Source organism: Paenibacillus sp. BR1-192 (genome assembly GCF_029542445.1).
Classification (GTDB): Bacteria; Bacillota; Bacilli; order Paenibacillales; family Paenibacillaceae; genus Paenibacillus_AQ; species Paenibacillus_AQ lautus_A.
Window position 1 is genome coordinate 1,650,866 of record NZ_CP120718.1, and the last position, 14,211, is coordinate 1,665,076.

General features: G+C 53.5%; 12 protein-coding genes. 6 read left to right on the forward strand and 6 right to left on the reverse strand.

The features are described 5' to 3' along the window. Positions 1 to 145 precede the first annotated feature (145 nt). From P0X86_RS06995 to P0X86_RS07010, 4 genes are all read left to right on the forward strand, one after another. Positions 146 to 472, forward strand: a complete 327-nt coding sequence (locus P0X86_RS06995) for an antibiotic biosynthesis monooxygenase family protein (protein WP_096775216.1) — start codon at positions 146 to 148, stop codon at positions 470 to 472. A 37-nt stretch (positions 473 to 509) separates the two neighbouring features. Next, on the forward strand, positions 510 to 1,505 hold the full coding sequence (locus P0X86_RS07000) for a Gfo/Idh/MocA family protein (RefSeq protein ID WP_096775217.1): 996 nt from the start codon (positions 510 to 512) through the stop codon (positions 1,503 to 1,505). 332 nt (positions 1,506 to 1,837) lie between these two features. Further along, the gene (locus tag P0X86_RS07005) at positions 1,838 to 5,428 is read left to right on the forward strand and encodes a family 10 glycosylhydrolase (protein WP_277748197.1); all 3,591 of its coding nucleotides are present in this window, start codon (positions 1,838 to 1,840) and stop codon (positions 5,426 to 5,428) included. A gap of 116 nt (positions 5,429 to 5,544) precedes the next feature. Further along, on the forward strand, positions 5,545 to 6,183 hold the full coding sequence (locus P0X86_RS07010; RefSeq protein WP_012819394.1) for a TVP38/TMEM64 family protein: 639 nt from the start codon (positions 5,545 to 5,547) through the stop codon (positions 6,181 to 6,183). Here P0X86_RS07010 and P0X86_RS07015 read toward each other — a convergent pair. Both P0X86_RS07015 and P0X86_RS07020 read right to left on the reverse strand, forming a co-directional pair. Next, positions 6,178 to 7,857, reverse strand: coding sequence for a PH domain-containing protein (locus tag P0X86_RS07015; RefSeq protein ID WP_277748198.1), 1,680 nt, complete (start codon positions 7,855 to 7,857; stop codon positions 6,178 to 6,180). The genes P0X86_RS07010 and P0X86_RS07015 overlap by 6 nt on opposite strands. Continuing rightward, positions 7,850 to 8,332 carry a PH domain-containing protein gene (locus tag P0X86_RS07020; RefSeq protein ID WP_012819396.1) on the reverse strand — a complete coding sequence of 161 codons (483 nt, stop codon included), beginning with the start codon at positions 8,330 to 8,332 and terminating at the stop codon, positions 7,850 to 7,852. Before P0X86_RS07020 ends, P0X86_RS07015 begins: the two co-directional genes overlap by 8 nt. Before the next feature lie 238 nt (positions 8,333 to 8,570). On the opposite strand from P0X86_RS07020, the gene P0X86_RS07025 reads away from it, so the two are divergent. Together P0X86_RS07025 and P0X86_RS07030 are read left to right on the forward strand one after the other, a co-directional pair. Beyond that, a complete protein-coding gene (locus tag P0X86_RS07025; protein WP_277748199.1) occupies positions 8,571 to 9,521 on the forward strand; it encodes a helix-turn-helix transcriptional regulator in 951 nt (316 codons plus the stop codon). A 56-nt stretch (positions 9,522 to 9,577) separates the two neighbouring features. Beyond that, positions 9,578 to 10,087, forward strand: a complete 510-nt coding sequence (locus P0X86_RS07030) for a GyrI-like domain-containing protein (protein WP_192569466.1) — start codon at positions 9,578 to 9,580, stop codon at positions 10,085 to 10,087. Positions 10,088 to 10,183: 96 nt separating this feature from the next. On the opposite strand, the gene P0X86_RS07035 is transcribed toward P0X86_RS07030, so the two are convergent. The 4 genes from P0X86_RS07035 to P0X86_RS07050 all read right to left on the reverse strand — a co-directional run bounded on the left by P0X86_RS07035 (position 10,184) and on the right by P0X86_RS07050 (position 14,033). Next, entirely contained in the window at positions 10,184 to 10,723 is a 540-nt protein-coding gene (locus tag P0X86_RS07035) for a GNAT family N-acetyltransferase (protein ID WP_096775222.1), read from the reverse strand. 139 nt (positions 10,724 to 10,862) lie between these two features. Continuing rightward, positions 10,863 to 11,687, reverse strand: coding sequence for a carbohydrate ABC transporter permease (locus tag P0X86_RS07040; RefSeq protein WP_277748200.1), 825 nt, complete (start codon positions 11,685 to 11,687; stop codon positions 10,863 to 10,865). 1 nt (position 11,688) lies between these two features. Then, positions 11,689 to 12,639, reverse strand: a complete 951-nt coding sequence (locus tag P0X86_RS07045) for a carbohydrate ABC transporter permease (protein WP_277748201.1) — start codon at positions 12,637 to 12,639, stop codon at positions 11,689 to 11,691. Between the two features lie 86 nt (positions 12,640 to 12,725). Continuing rightward, positions 12,726 to 14,033: an ABC transporter substrate-binding protein gene (locus P0X86_RS07050; protein ID WP_277748202.1), complete on the reverse strand. Its 1,308-nt coding sequence runs from the start codon at positions 14,031 to 14,033 to the stop codon at positions 12,726 to 12,728. Positions 14,034 to 14,211: the final 178 nt, after the last annotated feature.

Consider the following 14,211-nt stretch of genomic DNA (forward strand, 5'->3'; position numbering starts at 1 on the left):
CTCTCTCCACTGTAGAACTTCGCAGAGGAGAGAGGCTTTTTTTAGGTTAAAGTATGGCGGAAGTTCCGATATAATGATATACAAGGTCAATGAACGAACGTTAGCCGAAGTTACACCTATTGAGTAACCGGAAAGGGGGAAGAGGATGACGGAATACGCGAATACGCCGAAGCCGCCTTATTATGCTTGCATTTTTGTGTCCAAACGAACGGAGGGCGACCGGGGTTACGGAGCGATGTCCGATAAAATGGCGGAGCTCGCTGCGCAGCAGCCCGGTTATCTCGGGGTGGAATCCGCTCGGGACGAGGGTCTCGGGATCACGGTTTCGTATTGGGACTCCCTGGAGTCCATACGTTTATGGAAGGAGAACGCGGCTCATCAGGTAGCCCAGGAACGGGGCAAGAACGAGTGGTATGAAAGCTTTGGCTTGCGAATTTGCAAGGTGGAGCGGGACAGCTTCTATAAGCTTTAGGCAAGGCCAGATCATGGAGAGGAAGAGGAGGAGTTTTATGGTGCAGAATCCGGGCAAGGTCAAATGGGGAATTATGGGGACGGGCTGGATTGCGGAGCAGTTTGCAGCCGATTTGGCGTATGTGGACAATGCTCAGTTTCTGGCGGTCGGTTCCCGTACGGCCAGCAGTGCAGGCGAGTTTGCGTCGAAATACGATATACCGCGGGCGTATGGCAGTTACGAGGAGCTCGTGTCGGATCCTGATGTCGACGTTGTGTACATAGCGACTCCGCATCCGATGCACAGGGACCATGCGCTGATGTGTCTCCAAGCAGGCAAATCCGTTCTGTGCGAAAAGCCCTTTACGATCAACGGGGATGAGCTGGAGGAGTTAGTCGCAGCAGCACGGGAGCATAAGCTGTTCCTGATGGAGGCCATGTGGACGCGTTTCCTTCCGCCGATCCGGCAGGTGCGCGAATGGCTGAAGGACGGTCTTATCGGCGACGTCCGGCTGGTGAAGGCCGATTTCGGTTTCCGGAGCGGCTGGAATCCGCAGGGCCGTTTGCTGAATTTGGAGCTCGGCGGGGGCGCGCTGCTGGATGCGGGCATTTATCCGGTGTCGTTTGCGGCCATGATCTTTGGAGCCGAGCCCGAAAAGATTTGGAGTACGGCGCATATCGGCGAGACGGGCGTAGATGAGCAGTTCTCCGTTATTCTATCCTATGAATCAGGCAAGACAGCATCGTTAAACGGGGCGATCCGGCTGGGATTGACGAATGAAGCTTATATTTATGGCACCAACGGGCATATCCACATTCCGTCCTTCTTGAACGCGACATCCGCTGCGCTTCATGTCGATGGCGAGGAACCGGTGGTTGTGACGGATGACCGACAAGAGAAGGGTTATAGCTTCGAGGCTTACGAAGTGGGACGCTGCCTGCTGGAAGGGCGGCTCGAGAGCGATGTGATGACGCTGGACGAATCGCTTGCGATCATGAGGCTGCTGGATCATATCCGGGGGCAGTGGGGATTGAAGTATCCTTCGGAAGGTTAAGCCGTGACGCTTATGATCGGGCTTCTTGAGTATACGAAATAAAAGAATGGTTTGAAGCAGCCAATACGGGCTTTGCCTCGTATTGGCTTTTTTTGGTCATTGTACGTCATGCGGACTAAAATTCCTGCCGGAGATTTAAAATTATATTTTACAAAAACTATTGAAATTTGAAATAAAATTTCAATATGATAGTGATAGAGATGAACACAGGTACAACAGCAGGACGTCATCTACTTCAGTCGCATGATCGGAGGTGAGCGGCAGCGATTTCGCTGGAAATCGGGCTTCGGTTCGGATAGCAAGCACTCATACCATAGGGAGTGAATTGATGAATGATAACCAAAAGGCGTGTCTATCGAAGCAGTAAGTCCATTCTGTCCATGACGTTGGCATTCGCCGTGATGCTCAGCTCGGCCGTGTCTGTTTGGGGCAATTCCGTTGAAACGAACGCAAGCGCAGGACAGCCGGAAGCAGCGGTGCTGGAGGATTTCGAATCGGTAACGAATTTATTTGCGTCTTCCGCAAGGGGGAAGGCCCAGCTGGATTTGGCGGGGAGGCCGGAGCCGATTTATTACGGACATCACGCTGCAGCCTTAAGCTATGATTTTGTGGGCAGCGAATCCGGCACCTCGGCGGCTTATCTCAATTTCAGAGACCCGGATGGATCAACAGGCAGGAGCGTTCCCGGATCACCGAAGGCACTCGGCTTGTGGGTTTACGGCGACGGCGGCAACCACTGGCTCCGTGCACAGCTTCAGGATTCTTCCGGCGGCAAGCATACCGTTGATTTTACAGCCACCTCCGGTCTTAACTGGAAGGGCTGGAAATACGTCAAATTAAACATTCCCTCTACCATTCAGGCTCCTCTCAAAGTGAATCAAATCTACGTAGCCGAATTAAAAGACACGAATAAAAACAAAGGTGCCTTATACTTCGACAGGCTGTCCGCCTTCTATACGGCTTCTCCGGTATATGGGCTCGACATCGGCGGACTGACGCCTATGGGCGTCGGTGAAGCGGTCAAACCGCAAGTGTATGCAACCTATGAAGGACAGTCGGAGCCAACGTTGCTGACATCCGGCGTGAAACTGACCAGCAGCGACGAATCCGTTGCCACCGTGACGGGCGCTACATACGACACCATTGAAGCATTGGCACCGGGAACGGTGACCATCACGGCCGAGTACGGCGATGCGCCAAAAGCCCAGCTGGAGCTGCATGTGGCGGCGGATGCCCCGGCTCCCCATGAATTGCTGTTGTCCGGGCCGCTTCATATGGAGACTAGCGTTACCGACAACATGAGAACCAGCGTGGTTTACTCCGTCTACGGAAACCAGACGGATCCGGTGTGGATGACCGAAGGCATTAGCTATACAAGCGATCAGCCTGGCGTTGTATCGGTCGATCAAGCGGGTCGACTGACCGCGGTTTCCGAAGGGACGGCTGCCATTACGGCGTCTTACCGGGGAGCATCCGCCCATCATACCATTACCGTAACGGATCCGGTTCCTGTTTTGCAAAGCATTAAACTTCAGGGGCTTACGTCCGTGACGGTTGGAGATTCTTTTGAAACGGTGGTATCCGCCACGTACTCATGGATGGCTGAACCGCAGACCATAGAGGAAGGCGTTACGTTTACCAGCAGCAACCCGGACGTCGCTTCGGTTTCTGATCAAGGGGTGGTGAGCGGTTTGAAGGTAGGCTCCGCTAGAATAACAGCCGCGTTCCAAGGAAAGACCGATTCGCTCTATATCACCGTGAATGAAGCTTCCCGGCATCCGAAAAGCGAGATGCGGGCGGCATGGATCGCCACCGTCGATAATATCGACTGGCCGGCTAAAGGGGTTACCGATCCGGAGCAGCAGAAGCAGCAATTCATTCAGCTGCTCGATCAACTGGAGGATGCCGGAATGAACGCGGTCATCATGCAGATCAAACCGACGGCGGATGCTTTTTACCCGTCCCAATACGGACCATGGTCCGAGTGGCTGACAGGTGAACAAGGCAAGGATCCGGGTTACGATCCGCTGGCATTCCTGCTCGAGGAAGTGCATAAGCGAAACATGGAGTTCCACGCCTGGTTCAATCCGTATCGCATCAGCCTGCAGGGAGACATCAACAAGCTGGTGGCGGATCACCCGGCCAGACAGCATCCCGAATGGGTCGAGGAATACGGCGGCAAGCTGTATTTCAATCCAGGGGTGCCGGAGGCGCAGCAGTTCATCATTGACGGCATCATGGAGGTCGTTCGGAATTACGATATCGACGCCGTGCATTTTGACGATTATTTCTACCCGTATCCCGTAACGGGCGTGGATTTCCCGGATACGGATACGTTTAATCAGTACAAGGGCTCCTTTACGAACAAGAGCGATTGGAGAAGAAATAACGTCAATACCTTCATTCAAAACGTGAAGGAAGCCATCAAGGCGGAGAAGAGCTACGTGAAATTCGGCATCAGCCCGTTTGGTATTTGGAAAAACAAATCCAGCGATCCGTCCGGCTCCGAAACGACGGGACTCGAGAGTTATCATGCGAATTACGCGGATTCGAAGAAATGGGTCGAAGAAGAGTGGATCGACTATATCACGCCGCAGATTTATTGGAACATCGGGTACTCCGCAGCGGCTTACGATAAGCTGATCGATTGGTGGAGCGGGATCGTGTCCGGCAAGAACGTTCATCTGTACAGCGGACAAGCCGTATATAGAATCGGGTCGAATGCCGACTGGTCCAATCCCGACGAAATGCCGAACCAGATCCAATACAATCGAAACTTCGAGGAAGTTCGGGGCAGCATGTATTTCAGCTCCAAATGGTTTAAGGACAACGCGCTTGGATTTACGGACAGACTGAAAAACGATTTGTACCGATACCCGGCGCTCATCCCGGCCATGCCTTGGATTGAATCGGAGGCACCGGCTGCGACCAAGAAGCCAAAGGCCGACCAAGTACAGGAAGGCGTGAAGCTCAGCTGGTCTTCGTCTGACGACGAGACGTATTACGCGGTTTATCGCTTTGACGGTCGGGAAACCGGCAGCGTTCAGGAACCGGCGAATTTAATAGGGACTTTCAGGAAAAACGCCGGAATGACGCAGTTCTTTGTTGATCGTACCGTTGTAAAGGGACAAACCTACACGTATGTGGTGACGGCTATCGATCGTTTGCATAACGAGAGCGCCCCGAGCCCTTCCGTAACGATTAAAGCGGGGGACCACGGCCAGCCGCCGGTTGACCCGCCGGGGAATCCGAACCCGCCGGTGACACCGCCGGTCACTCCGCCTGGGAAACCGAATCCACCGGTAACACCGCCGGTGACTCCACCCGTAACGCCTCCGGTGACACCGCCGGTCAACCCGCCGACGCCGCCGAAACCTCCGGTGTTCCGCGATGTGGACGGCGTTGGCTGGGCAAAAGCGGCGATTGAGGAACTGGCGGCGCTTGGCATCGTAGAGGGGGTGGGACAGGATTCGTTCCGGCCGATGAAATCGGTGACAAGAGCCGAATTCCTGGCCATGCTTGTCCGGGCTTTCCAGCTGACGGGGGCGGCCGACCTGAAATTTACTGACGTGAAGCCGACCGATTGGCATTATACCGTCATCACATCTGCAGTAGATGCCGGCCTAGCTAAAGGAATCGGTGGCGGCAAATTCGATCCGAACCGGCCGATCACCCGCCAGGAAATGGCGATCATGAGCGCCAACGCGCTGACATTATTCACCGATATGAAGGCAGAGGATGAGAACGGCACCTTGGCGAAGTTTAAAGACGGCAGCAGCATTGCAGGCTATGCAAGGAACGCGGTTGCCCTCTTGGCCGAGAAAGGCGTGATACAAGGCACCGGCAATGACCGGTTTATGCCGAAAGGAATCGCCAATCGCGCTCAGGCAGCGGTCATCATCCACAACCTGTTGAAATTGTAGAACCTGTAAAAAAGGGACATCCTTAGGCATAATGCCTTAGGACGTCCCTTTTGCTGCTTGTTCCAATCGACATGCTCCATGGTACAATAGAGGCATTATGTCTTGGAGTGTGGTGCATGGTCAAAAAATTAGGAATGGCACTTGTCTACGTTGCCGTGGGTGGTCTTATTTACTATAAAGGCGAGTTCATATTGGCATGGATTCGATCGACAGACAGCATCATGCTGATCATGCTCGTCGCTGTCGCCATGGCTTTGTTCCCGGTGATCCCTTATCCCGTTGTCGGCGGCGTAATCGGGGCGGCCCTGGGTCCGGTTATCGGCGGGATGGTTACTTGGGTCGGCTCCACAGCTGCTTCCATCCTGATGTTCATGTTCATCCGCTACGGTTATCAGGAATGGGGCAACCGGGCGCTTCACCGTTACAACAGCCTGGGAAAAGTGACCACGATGTTTGAACGGAACGCCTTTTTGACCATCCTGTTTACCCGGTTGATCCCGTTTATTCCTTCCATTGTCATCAATGTGTACGCAGCGCTCAGCAAGGTAACGTTCGTATCGTACAGCTTGGCGTCCGCATTGGGCAAAATTCCCGCCATGCTGCTGTTCTCGATGGTAGGAGACAATTTGATGTCCAATCCTTCCCATATCCTAATAACCATAGGCGTATATGGCGTATTTCTTGCCGTAACCCTTCTGGTTTACCGCTTGTCGGGCTTTGGCCGTTCGGGAAGAACGGAGGCCAAACGCTTATAGGCGTTCGATCGATGAGGTGGGACCGCTTCGCTCCGGAGGTGCTAAGGTCTCGCCTTTTTTCTGTTGGAACCATGCCCGTACGGCCTCGATCTCTTGCTGTTCCATTCCGCTTAAACTCTCGTTGATTTCGCTGAATATCATCTTCACTTGAAGGGAGAGAAGCCCCTTTCTACGCTGCCTGCGGGTACCGCTGACCTCCATGGCAATGATCTGCGGCCGGCGTATGTACCTGGTGGACATTGCTATGAAGCGGCTGCGGATCGTAAGCTGTTTACCCGTGACGTTCAGTCCGGAATCCCGGTGCGACAGAAGTCCCCAGGCCAACGAGAGCGGAAGCAGCAGGAGCGATAATAAACCGAGCCTGTCAAAATACCAAATGCATGCGGCGCTGACCGCTGCGGCAAAAGCCAGCTTCCAGCGGACGTACATCCATCTGGCGCGGGGCGGCGGCGAAGCCGAAATGGCCTGAGCGCTGAATTGAGGCGTAACCCGCTTCAGCAGCGCCGGGATATCCCCGGTCCTCAGCAGAGGATGCAGCATGAAATGCTTCTCGGACTCTGACGTAAGCACATGAACCTTCACTTCGGCGTAACCGAACCATCGCCGGAATACGCCTTCCTTTACGGTTATGGCCAATACGCGTTCCGGGGAGAATAGCAGTCTTTTTCTCTCCAGCAGACCGCAGCTGACCGAGATTTGTTTCCCGAAACGCTCGACGGTAAATCCGGCATATTTGATCGTGTAGAGCACGGCCGAGAGCAGCCAGGACACGATGAGCGCCAATGCCGCGATGCTGATCCAGCTGCCGGGCAGCAGCTTTCCTGCCGATTGAAACAGCGATTGGTACATCCGATCCGGCAGCAGGTCGTCGGCAAAAGACACGATACCGCCCACAAAGGCTAAAGCCAATGACAGGTTGGGCGAGGATAGAGCGGCAATGAGCAGACGGCCCGAGGATAGCTGGAGCAGCGTCCTGCGTTCTTCCTCGGCCGGGATGGGACGGCTTGCCTTTTCTCTGCCGGCGGCGGTGGATTCGGAATCCATCAACGGGACGCTCTCAAAGTCCCGGTTATGATACGACGGGTGGTGAACGGATTCATAAGCCTCCGGGGTCCCCGGAGAAGGAACGGACGTTCTCTCCGTCTCAGAGGAAAGGCTCTGACCGGATCGGCCGGAGTTTTCCGCAGCTGGGTGAACGTCGCGATCCGCCTGCCTGGTTTGGGTTTGCTCGCGCAGCCAGCGCTGCAGCCGTTCGCCTTCGCTATTGGTGACGGCCGGAAGGATGCCGCCGCCGCCTTCCTTTTTGCCCGGCGTTTCGATCCGGACCTGGGTAAGCCCCAATAAACGCTGCAGCAAGGGCTGCTCCATATTCATGGAATGGATGCGGCCCGTATAGATGGACAATTCCTCCCGGAACAGCACGCCGCGGCGGATGAGGATTTTGTCTTCTTCCAGCGTATAGACGAAGCGTTTCCACTTCAGATACCCGTATAGGAGCAGAAGGAAGACCAGGATGACGATGGCGGCGGACAGCCAATACCAAGGGATGTCGCGCAGCGATTTACCGTTAAGGAATTTGATGGATACCAGGGCTGCGATCGGAATAAGCGATTTTACGCTGTCCGCGAGCGGGAACAGGATGAACAGCCGGTGCAGCCTTGTCGGTTCATTCATCGTGATCCACCACTTTGGCCAGCTCGCCGATCTGTTTCTTTAGTTCCTCTGCTTCTTCCAGCTTGAGCGCTTGAATGACATGGGTCGTTGCCGCCGTGACCACCTTGACCTTGGCTAACCCGTATTTGCGAAGGAGCGGCCCCCGTTCCAGCTCGACATGCTGGACCCGCGTCATGGGAACGAGGGTGTCGCTGAGCCAGATCCAGCCGGAGCGAAGCTCCAATTCCTCCTCGCTGACTTTAAAGCCGAATTGTTTGTAAGTGAAAGAGGGCACGGCCCAAGTAAACCAGGCTCCGAGAACCAGGAGTCCGATGGTGATCCACCCGGGAATGAGGGTCCATCCGAGTATAGCCGCGATGATCAGATAAGCTGCTGCAGCGAGCATAATAATTCCGTCCGTGATGAAGCCCGTTATGCGGGAGATCGTGACGGAGTCCGGGTGGCACTTGCGCATGGCGTCAAGCCGATGGTCCATATGTAGGTTCCTCCTTGATGTTAAAGATTCGATCATTCCTTACCTATATGTATGTCTACGTTGCTTGGGAAAACTGCGTTTCATTCCGCCCCTGTTTGCTTGCCGTGCTTATCATTGTAGCATAACAGATTAACGATCATCTGAACCCGACCTAACGGTTGCATGAACACATCCCGATTCTGTTAAGCTTGAGTTAAGAAAGCTGATGAAATGATCGAGAACGAAAGGATGGCTGATCATGAAAATAGACCGGCTGTTAGCCATAACCGTCCTGCTTCTTAACCGTGGGAGACTGAGCGCCAAAGAGCTGGCGGATCGGTTCGAGGTATCCAGCAAGACAATATACCGAGATATGGATACGCTGTGCCAAGCCGGCATTCCGATTGTTGCCCGCCAGGGGATCACCGGCGGATTTGAGATCATGGAGCATTATATGATCGATAAGTACTGGCTGTCCGCCGAGGAGATGAGCACCTTGGTTACAGCCGTTAAGGGGCTGAGCAGCGCACTGGAGGATCCGCAGATGGGCATGCTGCTGGAGAAGATCAAAGCGCTGCTGCGCAGGGTAGAGCAGGGACTTGGCGATGAATATCGGAAGGAGCCCGTAGTCATGGACTTTCAGCCTTGGGGACAGCGTCAGGGTCTGAAACCCGCCGTGGGCTTGCTCAAACAAGCCATTCATGACAAGCGCAGGGTGCAGATGGAATATATCGATGCGGAAGGCAGCGCGGAGCGAAGAACCATTGAACCGGCATCCTTGTTTCTGAAGGGCAATGTCTGGTATGTGCAGGCCTTTTGCCTGGAGCGGGAAGATTTTCGCCTCTTCCGGTTGTCGCGCATGCAGGATATCAAGATGCTGAGCGAAGCGTATGAGCCAAGGCCATGGCCGGGCAAGGAACGTTTGGAATGGGACTCCTCCTGGTCCAATGCTCGGGAGCAGGAGACCGTTCTGTTATTCGAGGCTGCCGCGCGTCAGCGGGTGGCGGATATGTTTCCGCCGGAACAAGTGACCGTCAACCCGGACGGATCTTTGCGCGTTCATGTGTTATACAAGCTGGACGAGTGGTTTTACGGCATGATTCTGAGCTTCGGGGATCAAGTGCTGGTTGAGTTTCCGGGCGAAGCAGCCGAGGAAGTGAAGCGAAGGGCGAAACGGATGCTGCTGCGTTACGATAACCCGGACAGATAGATGTCCACGTTACCTCTTTAGAATAGAGATATATTCATCTCAAGGAGGAAACAACTATGAGTCATAGTCAACAGCAGAATCAAAGTGAACGATGGATCGAAACTAGACCCGCCATGTCCATTCAGGGCGTCGGCGTCCGAACGACAAACGAAGCGGAGGCAGGACCGCAAGGCAAAATACCGCAGTTATGGGATCGGTATTTCCAAAGCGGTTTGCAGGCACGATTATCTGATAAGGATCAAGCCATCTATGGGTTGTACACGGATTACGAAAGCGACGCATCCGGGTCGTATACCTTAATAATCGGCAACAGGATAGATGAAGACGTGGCTGCCGAAACCTCCAGTGAACTTCAGCAAGCCTCCGTCCCTGCATCCAGGTATTTGGTATTCCGGACAAGACGCGGCCCCTTAATGGAGATCGTGCCTGAGGTATGGCATGAAATTTGGAGCTACTTCGACCAAGCGGCGGAAAAAAGAACCTATACGGGCGATTACGAACGCTATGACATGCAGCAGTTTGATCCTGCGAATACTGTGGTGAACGTATATATCGCAATTGAATAGCCGCGAAGCATCGGAAGACCGGTTCGGGTGCCTGGAGCTGATAAGACGATCCAAAGGGAATACGATCCGATCCGGGCCAACCGATGGTTGTCAACATCAAATAGAGGGTGTCTCAAAAGATCCTGGATCTTGCGAGATGCCCTTCTTGCTGTTTGAAGATGCCCCGGGCTTTTTGACCATCGTCATGAAGGAGGTGCCGCCCTTATCGAACATTGCAGCCTCCGAGAAGCCAAGCTTGGCATACAGGCGAATGGCCCGTTCGTTGAATCGGGCTACAGTCAGCCGAAACGATTTGCGTTGGTGAAGTTCTCCCATGGATGCCAGCACGCAGGAGAGGAACTTGTGTCCCAAGCCTTTTCCCGTCAGCTCCGGTTTCATGCCGAGTCCGATATCGAGCAGATCCTCATCGTATGCCCCTAACGGGATCGCAATCGGTATTTGGGCTGATGAACCCGTGCAGCAAAAACCGATCAATTGCTGCTCATCGTCCAGTATGGCGTAATACGAACATTCCAGAAGCTCTCTTCGAAACTCCTCATCCTGTCCGCTGTCGTAGAAGTCATAGGGAGGCTCATAGTTCCAAGACATGATTTGATCGGCAAACGCCTCCGTCATGGCAGTGATATGATAAGTCATTAATCTCATCCTTTATGTCTATTGATATCGTTTCTTCATCGTTTATTTCTGCACGATCAGCACAAAAACCTCCTCTTCCATATTCGCAGCGGGCCTGATCGGCCTAACTGCCATGGAAGAGAAGGTTTCATTCAACCCATTATTTAAACCCGGTCAACGCCGATCCCGATTTCATGAAATACTTCTGTCCGAAGAAATAGATCAGGATCATGGGAATCGCCATGATGGTGGATGCCGCCATCAGTTTCTCCCACTGTGCCCCGTGGTCCTGCTGAAAGCTTTGCAGGCCGACGGTGATGGTCCATTTGGCCGAATCGTTCAGATAGATGAGCGGTCCCATGAAATCCACGTACGACCACACAAAAGAGAATAAAGCAACGGTGGCCAGTGCCGGCTTCAGGATCGGCATAATGATCTTGATATAGATCCGCAGCTCCGAAGCCCCGTCGATCTTTGCTGCCTCGGACAATTCGGTCGGCACGCCAAGCAGAAACTGCCGAAGCAAAAAGATGAAGAACGGCGCCCCGAAGAATGCGCCGATGGTAAGCGGCATGATCGTATTGACCCAGCCGAGCTTGGTGAAGATGATGTACTGCGGAATCATCTGCACTTGAGCCGGCAGAATCATGGTTGCCACGACGATGGTAAAGATGATGTTCCGGCCCCTCCAGGGGATGCGGGATATCGAGTAGGCCACCAGCGGTGCAGAGAATAGCTGGCCGATGATATTCACCATACAAATCAGAAACGTGTTCATCATGTATCGGGTAAACGGAATGGCAGAAAGCGCCTCTTTATAATTGGACCACTGGAACGTCTCCGGGAATATGCTCGGCGGGAACTCGAGTATCTCCTCCGGCGTTTTCAGCGAGGTCATCACCAGCCATACAAATGGAAACAGGAAGATCACAGCGAATAGAAGAAGGACCGCATGCGGTAAGATAACCCGCAACTTGACAGCCATGTTACTCACCTCCGTAATAGACCCAGCGGCCCGACGTTTTTAACAGGATGAACGTAATCAGCAGCACGATGATGAACAGAATCCAGGCGAGCGCCGAGGCATAACCCATCTTCAGAAAGACAAAGGCTTCCTGGTACAAATTGACCGCATAGAACAGCAGCGATTGCTCCGGCCCGCCCAATGAGCCGCTTCCATCCACCTTGCCGCCAGCCAAAATATACGATTCCGTAAAGATTTGAAAGGCGCCGATCAACCCCATGATGAGCTGAAAAAGAATGATGGGGGACAGGGCAGGGACCGTGATCTTCCAGAAGCGGTACCACCAGTTCGCTCCGTCCACCTGAGCCGCTTCATAATATTGCCTCGGCACGCCCTGAAGGGCGGCCAGGAAGATTAAAGCGCCCGCACCCGAGCCCCACAGGCTCATCAGGATAAGAGACGGTTTCGTATAACGGGGATCCAGCAGCCACGCCGGGTCCGTTAAACCCAGGGTGCGAAGTGCCAAGTTAACCAACCCGAAGTCGGGGTTCAGCATCCATGTCCACAATAGAGCGCTTGCAACGATCGGTATGACGGACGGAAGGTAGAAGATGGTGCGGTAATAATTGATCCCCTTCACTTTGAAATTGAGCATCACGGCAATCAGCAGTGAGACGGCCAGCGTGATCGGCACGGATATGAACGCCATGAAAAAGGTGTTACCGAGCGACTTATAGAAGCGGTCATCCGCGAGGATTAACTCGTAATTCTGTAGCCCCACCCACTGGGGAGGGCTGAATAAATCGTATTCGGTCAGACTCAGATAGAGCGAGCCGAAGAACGGATAGACGGTAAAAGCCAGAAACCCGATGATCCAAGGAGAGGCGAACGCCAGGCCAAGATACACATAATGACGCTCCTTCCTGGACCAGCCTGATACGGGCTTTCGTTGATTTGCTGTGGAGACTCTCATCTTCGCGATTCTCCTTCCGCTTCAAAATATTTAGGCAGCGGCCCCGCCCAACCCATCGCTGCATTGGACAGAGCCTGCTTGGTTCATCATTTCACCAGCGGCTGAATCTTGGCCTTTACCTTGTCCAAGCCTTCCTCCATGCTGACGGTGCCTCGGAGAATAGCGTCAAATTGCGCGCTGAACTCCGTCATGTACTCGTTCGCGTAGGAAGAAGCCGGGAAGGACTTCAGGTTTTCGCTCCCCGAATAGTCGAGGAATTCCTTAAACCCTGGCACATCCTCGTAGAGCGGGTTGGAGAAGGCCGAATTTCGCGTCGGGAGATTCCCGAGGGCAGCCGTAAATTCGGCCATTTGCTCCGGCTCGGTCATCCATTTAATGAATTTCCAGGAAGCGTCCGGGTTTTTGACGCCTTTCGGAATATAGAATACGCTCGTGGTTACATTTCCGGAGTTTTTAAGTTCCGGGTTGCTCTCATCATAAGGAATGGGAGCTATGCCGTAGTTCAGATCAGGCGAGTATTGCTTGATGAAGGTGGGCACCCATTCTCCGTCAATCGTCATCGCATATTTGCCCGAGAAGAACGGATTCTGTGCCGACATGTATTGGCCGAGCCCGGAGGAGAATCGATCCAAATTATCGGAACCGTATTGATCCCAGATCTCCTTCGAGAGCTTGATGGCCGATTGGATCCCCGGATGATCCGGCGTCACCTGCTGCGTTGCTTCATCATAAAACGATCCGTTAAAGGCATAACTGAACGTATAAGCATCCATGCCCGGCCACAATCCAAGCCGCTGGAGGCGGCCGTCATCCTGAGCGACGCTCAGCTTCTTGATATACTCTTTCAAATCGCTTATCGTTTCCGGCGGACCGTCATAACCGGCTTCCTGCAAAATATCCTTGTTGTAGAACAGCATGGACACGTGCATGGCCGTCGGGATTGCATACGTCTTGCCTTCATGCTGGGAAGTGCTTAGGGCAGCCGGCACGAAGTCCTTAAGATCGACGCCGTCCTTCGCTATATAATCATCCAGCGGCATCATGGCGCCACGGAGTCCCCACGGCACGACATTTTGTCCGAATTGGGATGCGATGTCCGGAGGATTGCCCCCGGTGATCGCGGTAAGCTGTTTCTGGTAATCGCTTTGGGATAACCCCTTCACTTGAATGTCGGGATTGGCGCTGTTCCACTTGGCAATCAACGCTTCCAACGCCTCCGCTTCCGGTCCGGTCCATCCGTACCAGAAGTCGAGCGTTACGGCATCCTGGGCAGGCGGATTATCGGATGGCTTGTCACCAGCATCACTGCCCGATTGAGGCGCATTACCGCCCGAGCATCCTGTTACGATAGAGAACAATAGAATAAGGCTCCAGATCCAAGATTTCTTCTTCATTCCTCTTCCTCCCCTTGAGCAATCGTGTACAATCGTGCAACGTCATTCATTGAAGTTCTATCAATTCCCTCCCCAACACAGTTGACTAAACAACCGGCCCTGATCCAGTTATTTGTAAGAATTATGGATATCGTAGCATGTAAAAAAATCATTTCATTTCACTATCGTGTTCAAAAAT

What these genes read in the sequence shown, in the direction of transcription:
- P0X86_RS07045 (WP_277748201.1), bottom strand. Translation starts at nt 12,639, where the DNA reads ATGAGAGTCTCCACAGCAAATCAACGAAAGCCCGTATCAGGCTGGTCC.
- P0X86_RS07040 (WP_277748200.1), bottom strand. Translation starts at nt 11,687, where the DNA reads ATGGCTGTCAAGTTGCGGGTTATCTTACCGCATGCGGTCCTTCTTCTA.
- P0X86_RS06995 (WP_096775216.1), top strand. Translation starts at nt 146, where the DNA reads ATGACGGAATACGCGAATACGCCGAAGCCGCCTTATTATGCTTGCATT.
- P0X86_RS07005 (WP_277748197.1), top strand. Translation starts at nt 1,838, where the DNA reads ATGATAACCAAAAGGCGTGTCTATCGAAGCAGTAAGTCCATTCTGTCC.
- P0X86_RS07025 (WP_277748199.1), top strand. Translation starts at nt 8,571, where the DNA reads ATGAAAATAGACCGGCTGTTAGCCATAACCGTCCTGCTTCTTAACCGT.
- P0X86_RS07030 (WP_192569466.1), top strand. Translation starts at nt 9,578, where the DNA reads ATGAGTCATAGTCAACAGCAGAATCAAAGTGAACGATGGATCGAAACT.
- P0X86_RS07015 (WP_277748198.1), bottom strand. Translation starts at nt 7,857, where the DNA reads ATGAATGAACCGACAAGGCTGCACCGGCTGTTCATCCTGTTCCCGCTC.
- P0X86_RS07035 (WP_096775222.1), bottom strand. Translation starts at nt 10,723, where the DNA reads ATGACTTATCATATCACTGCCATGACGGAGGCGTTTGCCGATCAAATC.
- P0X86_RS07010 (WP_012819394.1), top strand. Translation starts at nt 5,545, where the DNA reads ATGGTCAAAAAATTAGGAATGGCACTTGTCTACGTTGCCGTGGGTGGT.
- P0X86_RS07020 (WP_012819396.1), bottom strand. Translation starts at nt 8,332, where the DNA reads ATGGACCATCGGCTTGACGCCATGCGCAAGTGCCACCCGGACTCCGTC.
- P0X86_RS07000 (WP_096775217.1), top strand. Translation starts at nt 510, where the DNA reads ATGGTGCAGAATCCGGGCAAGGTCAAATGGGGAATTATGGGGACGGGC.
- P0X86_RS07050 (WP_277748202.1), bottom strand. Translation starts at nt 14,033, where the DNA reads ATGAAGAAGAAATCTTGGATCTGGAGCCTTATTCTATTGTTCTCTATC.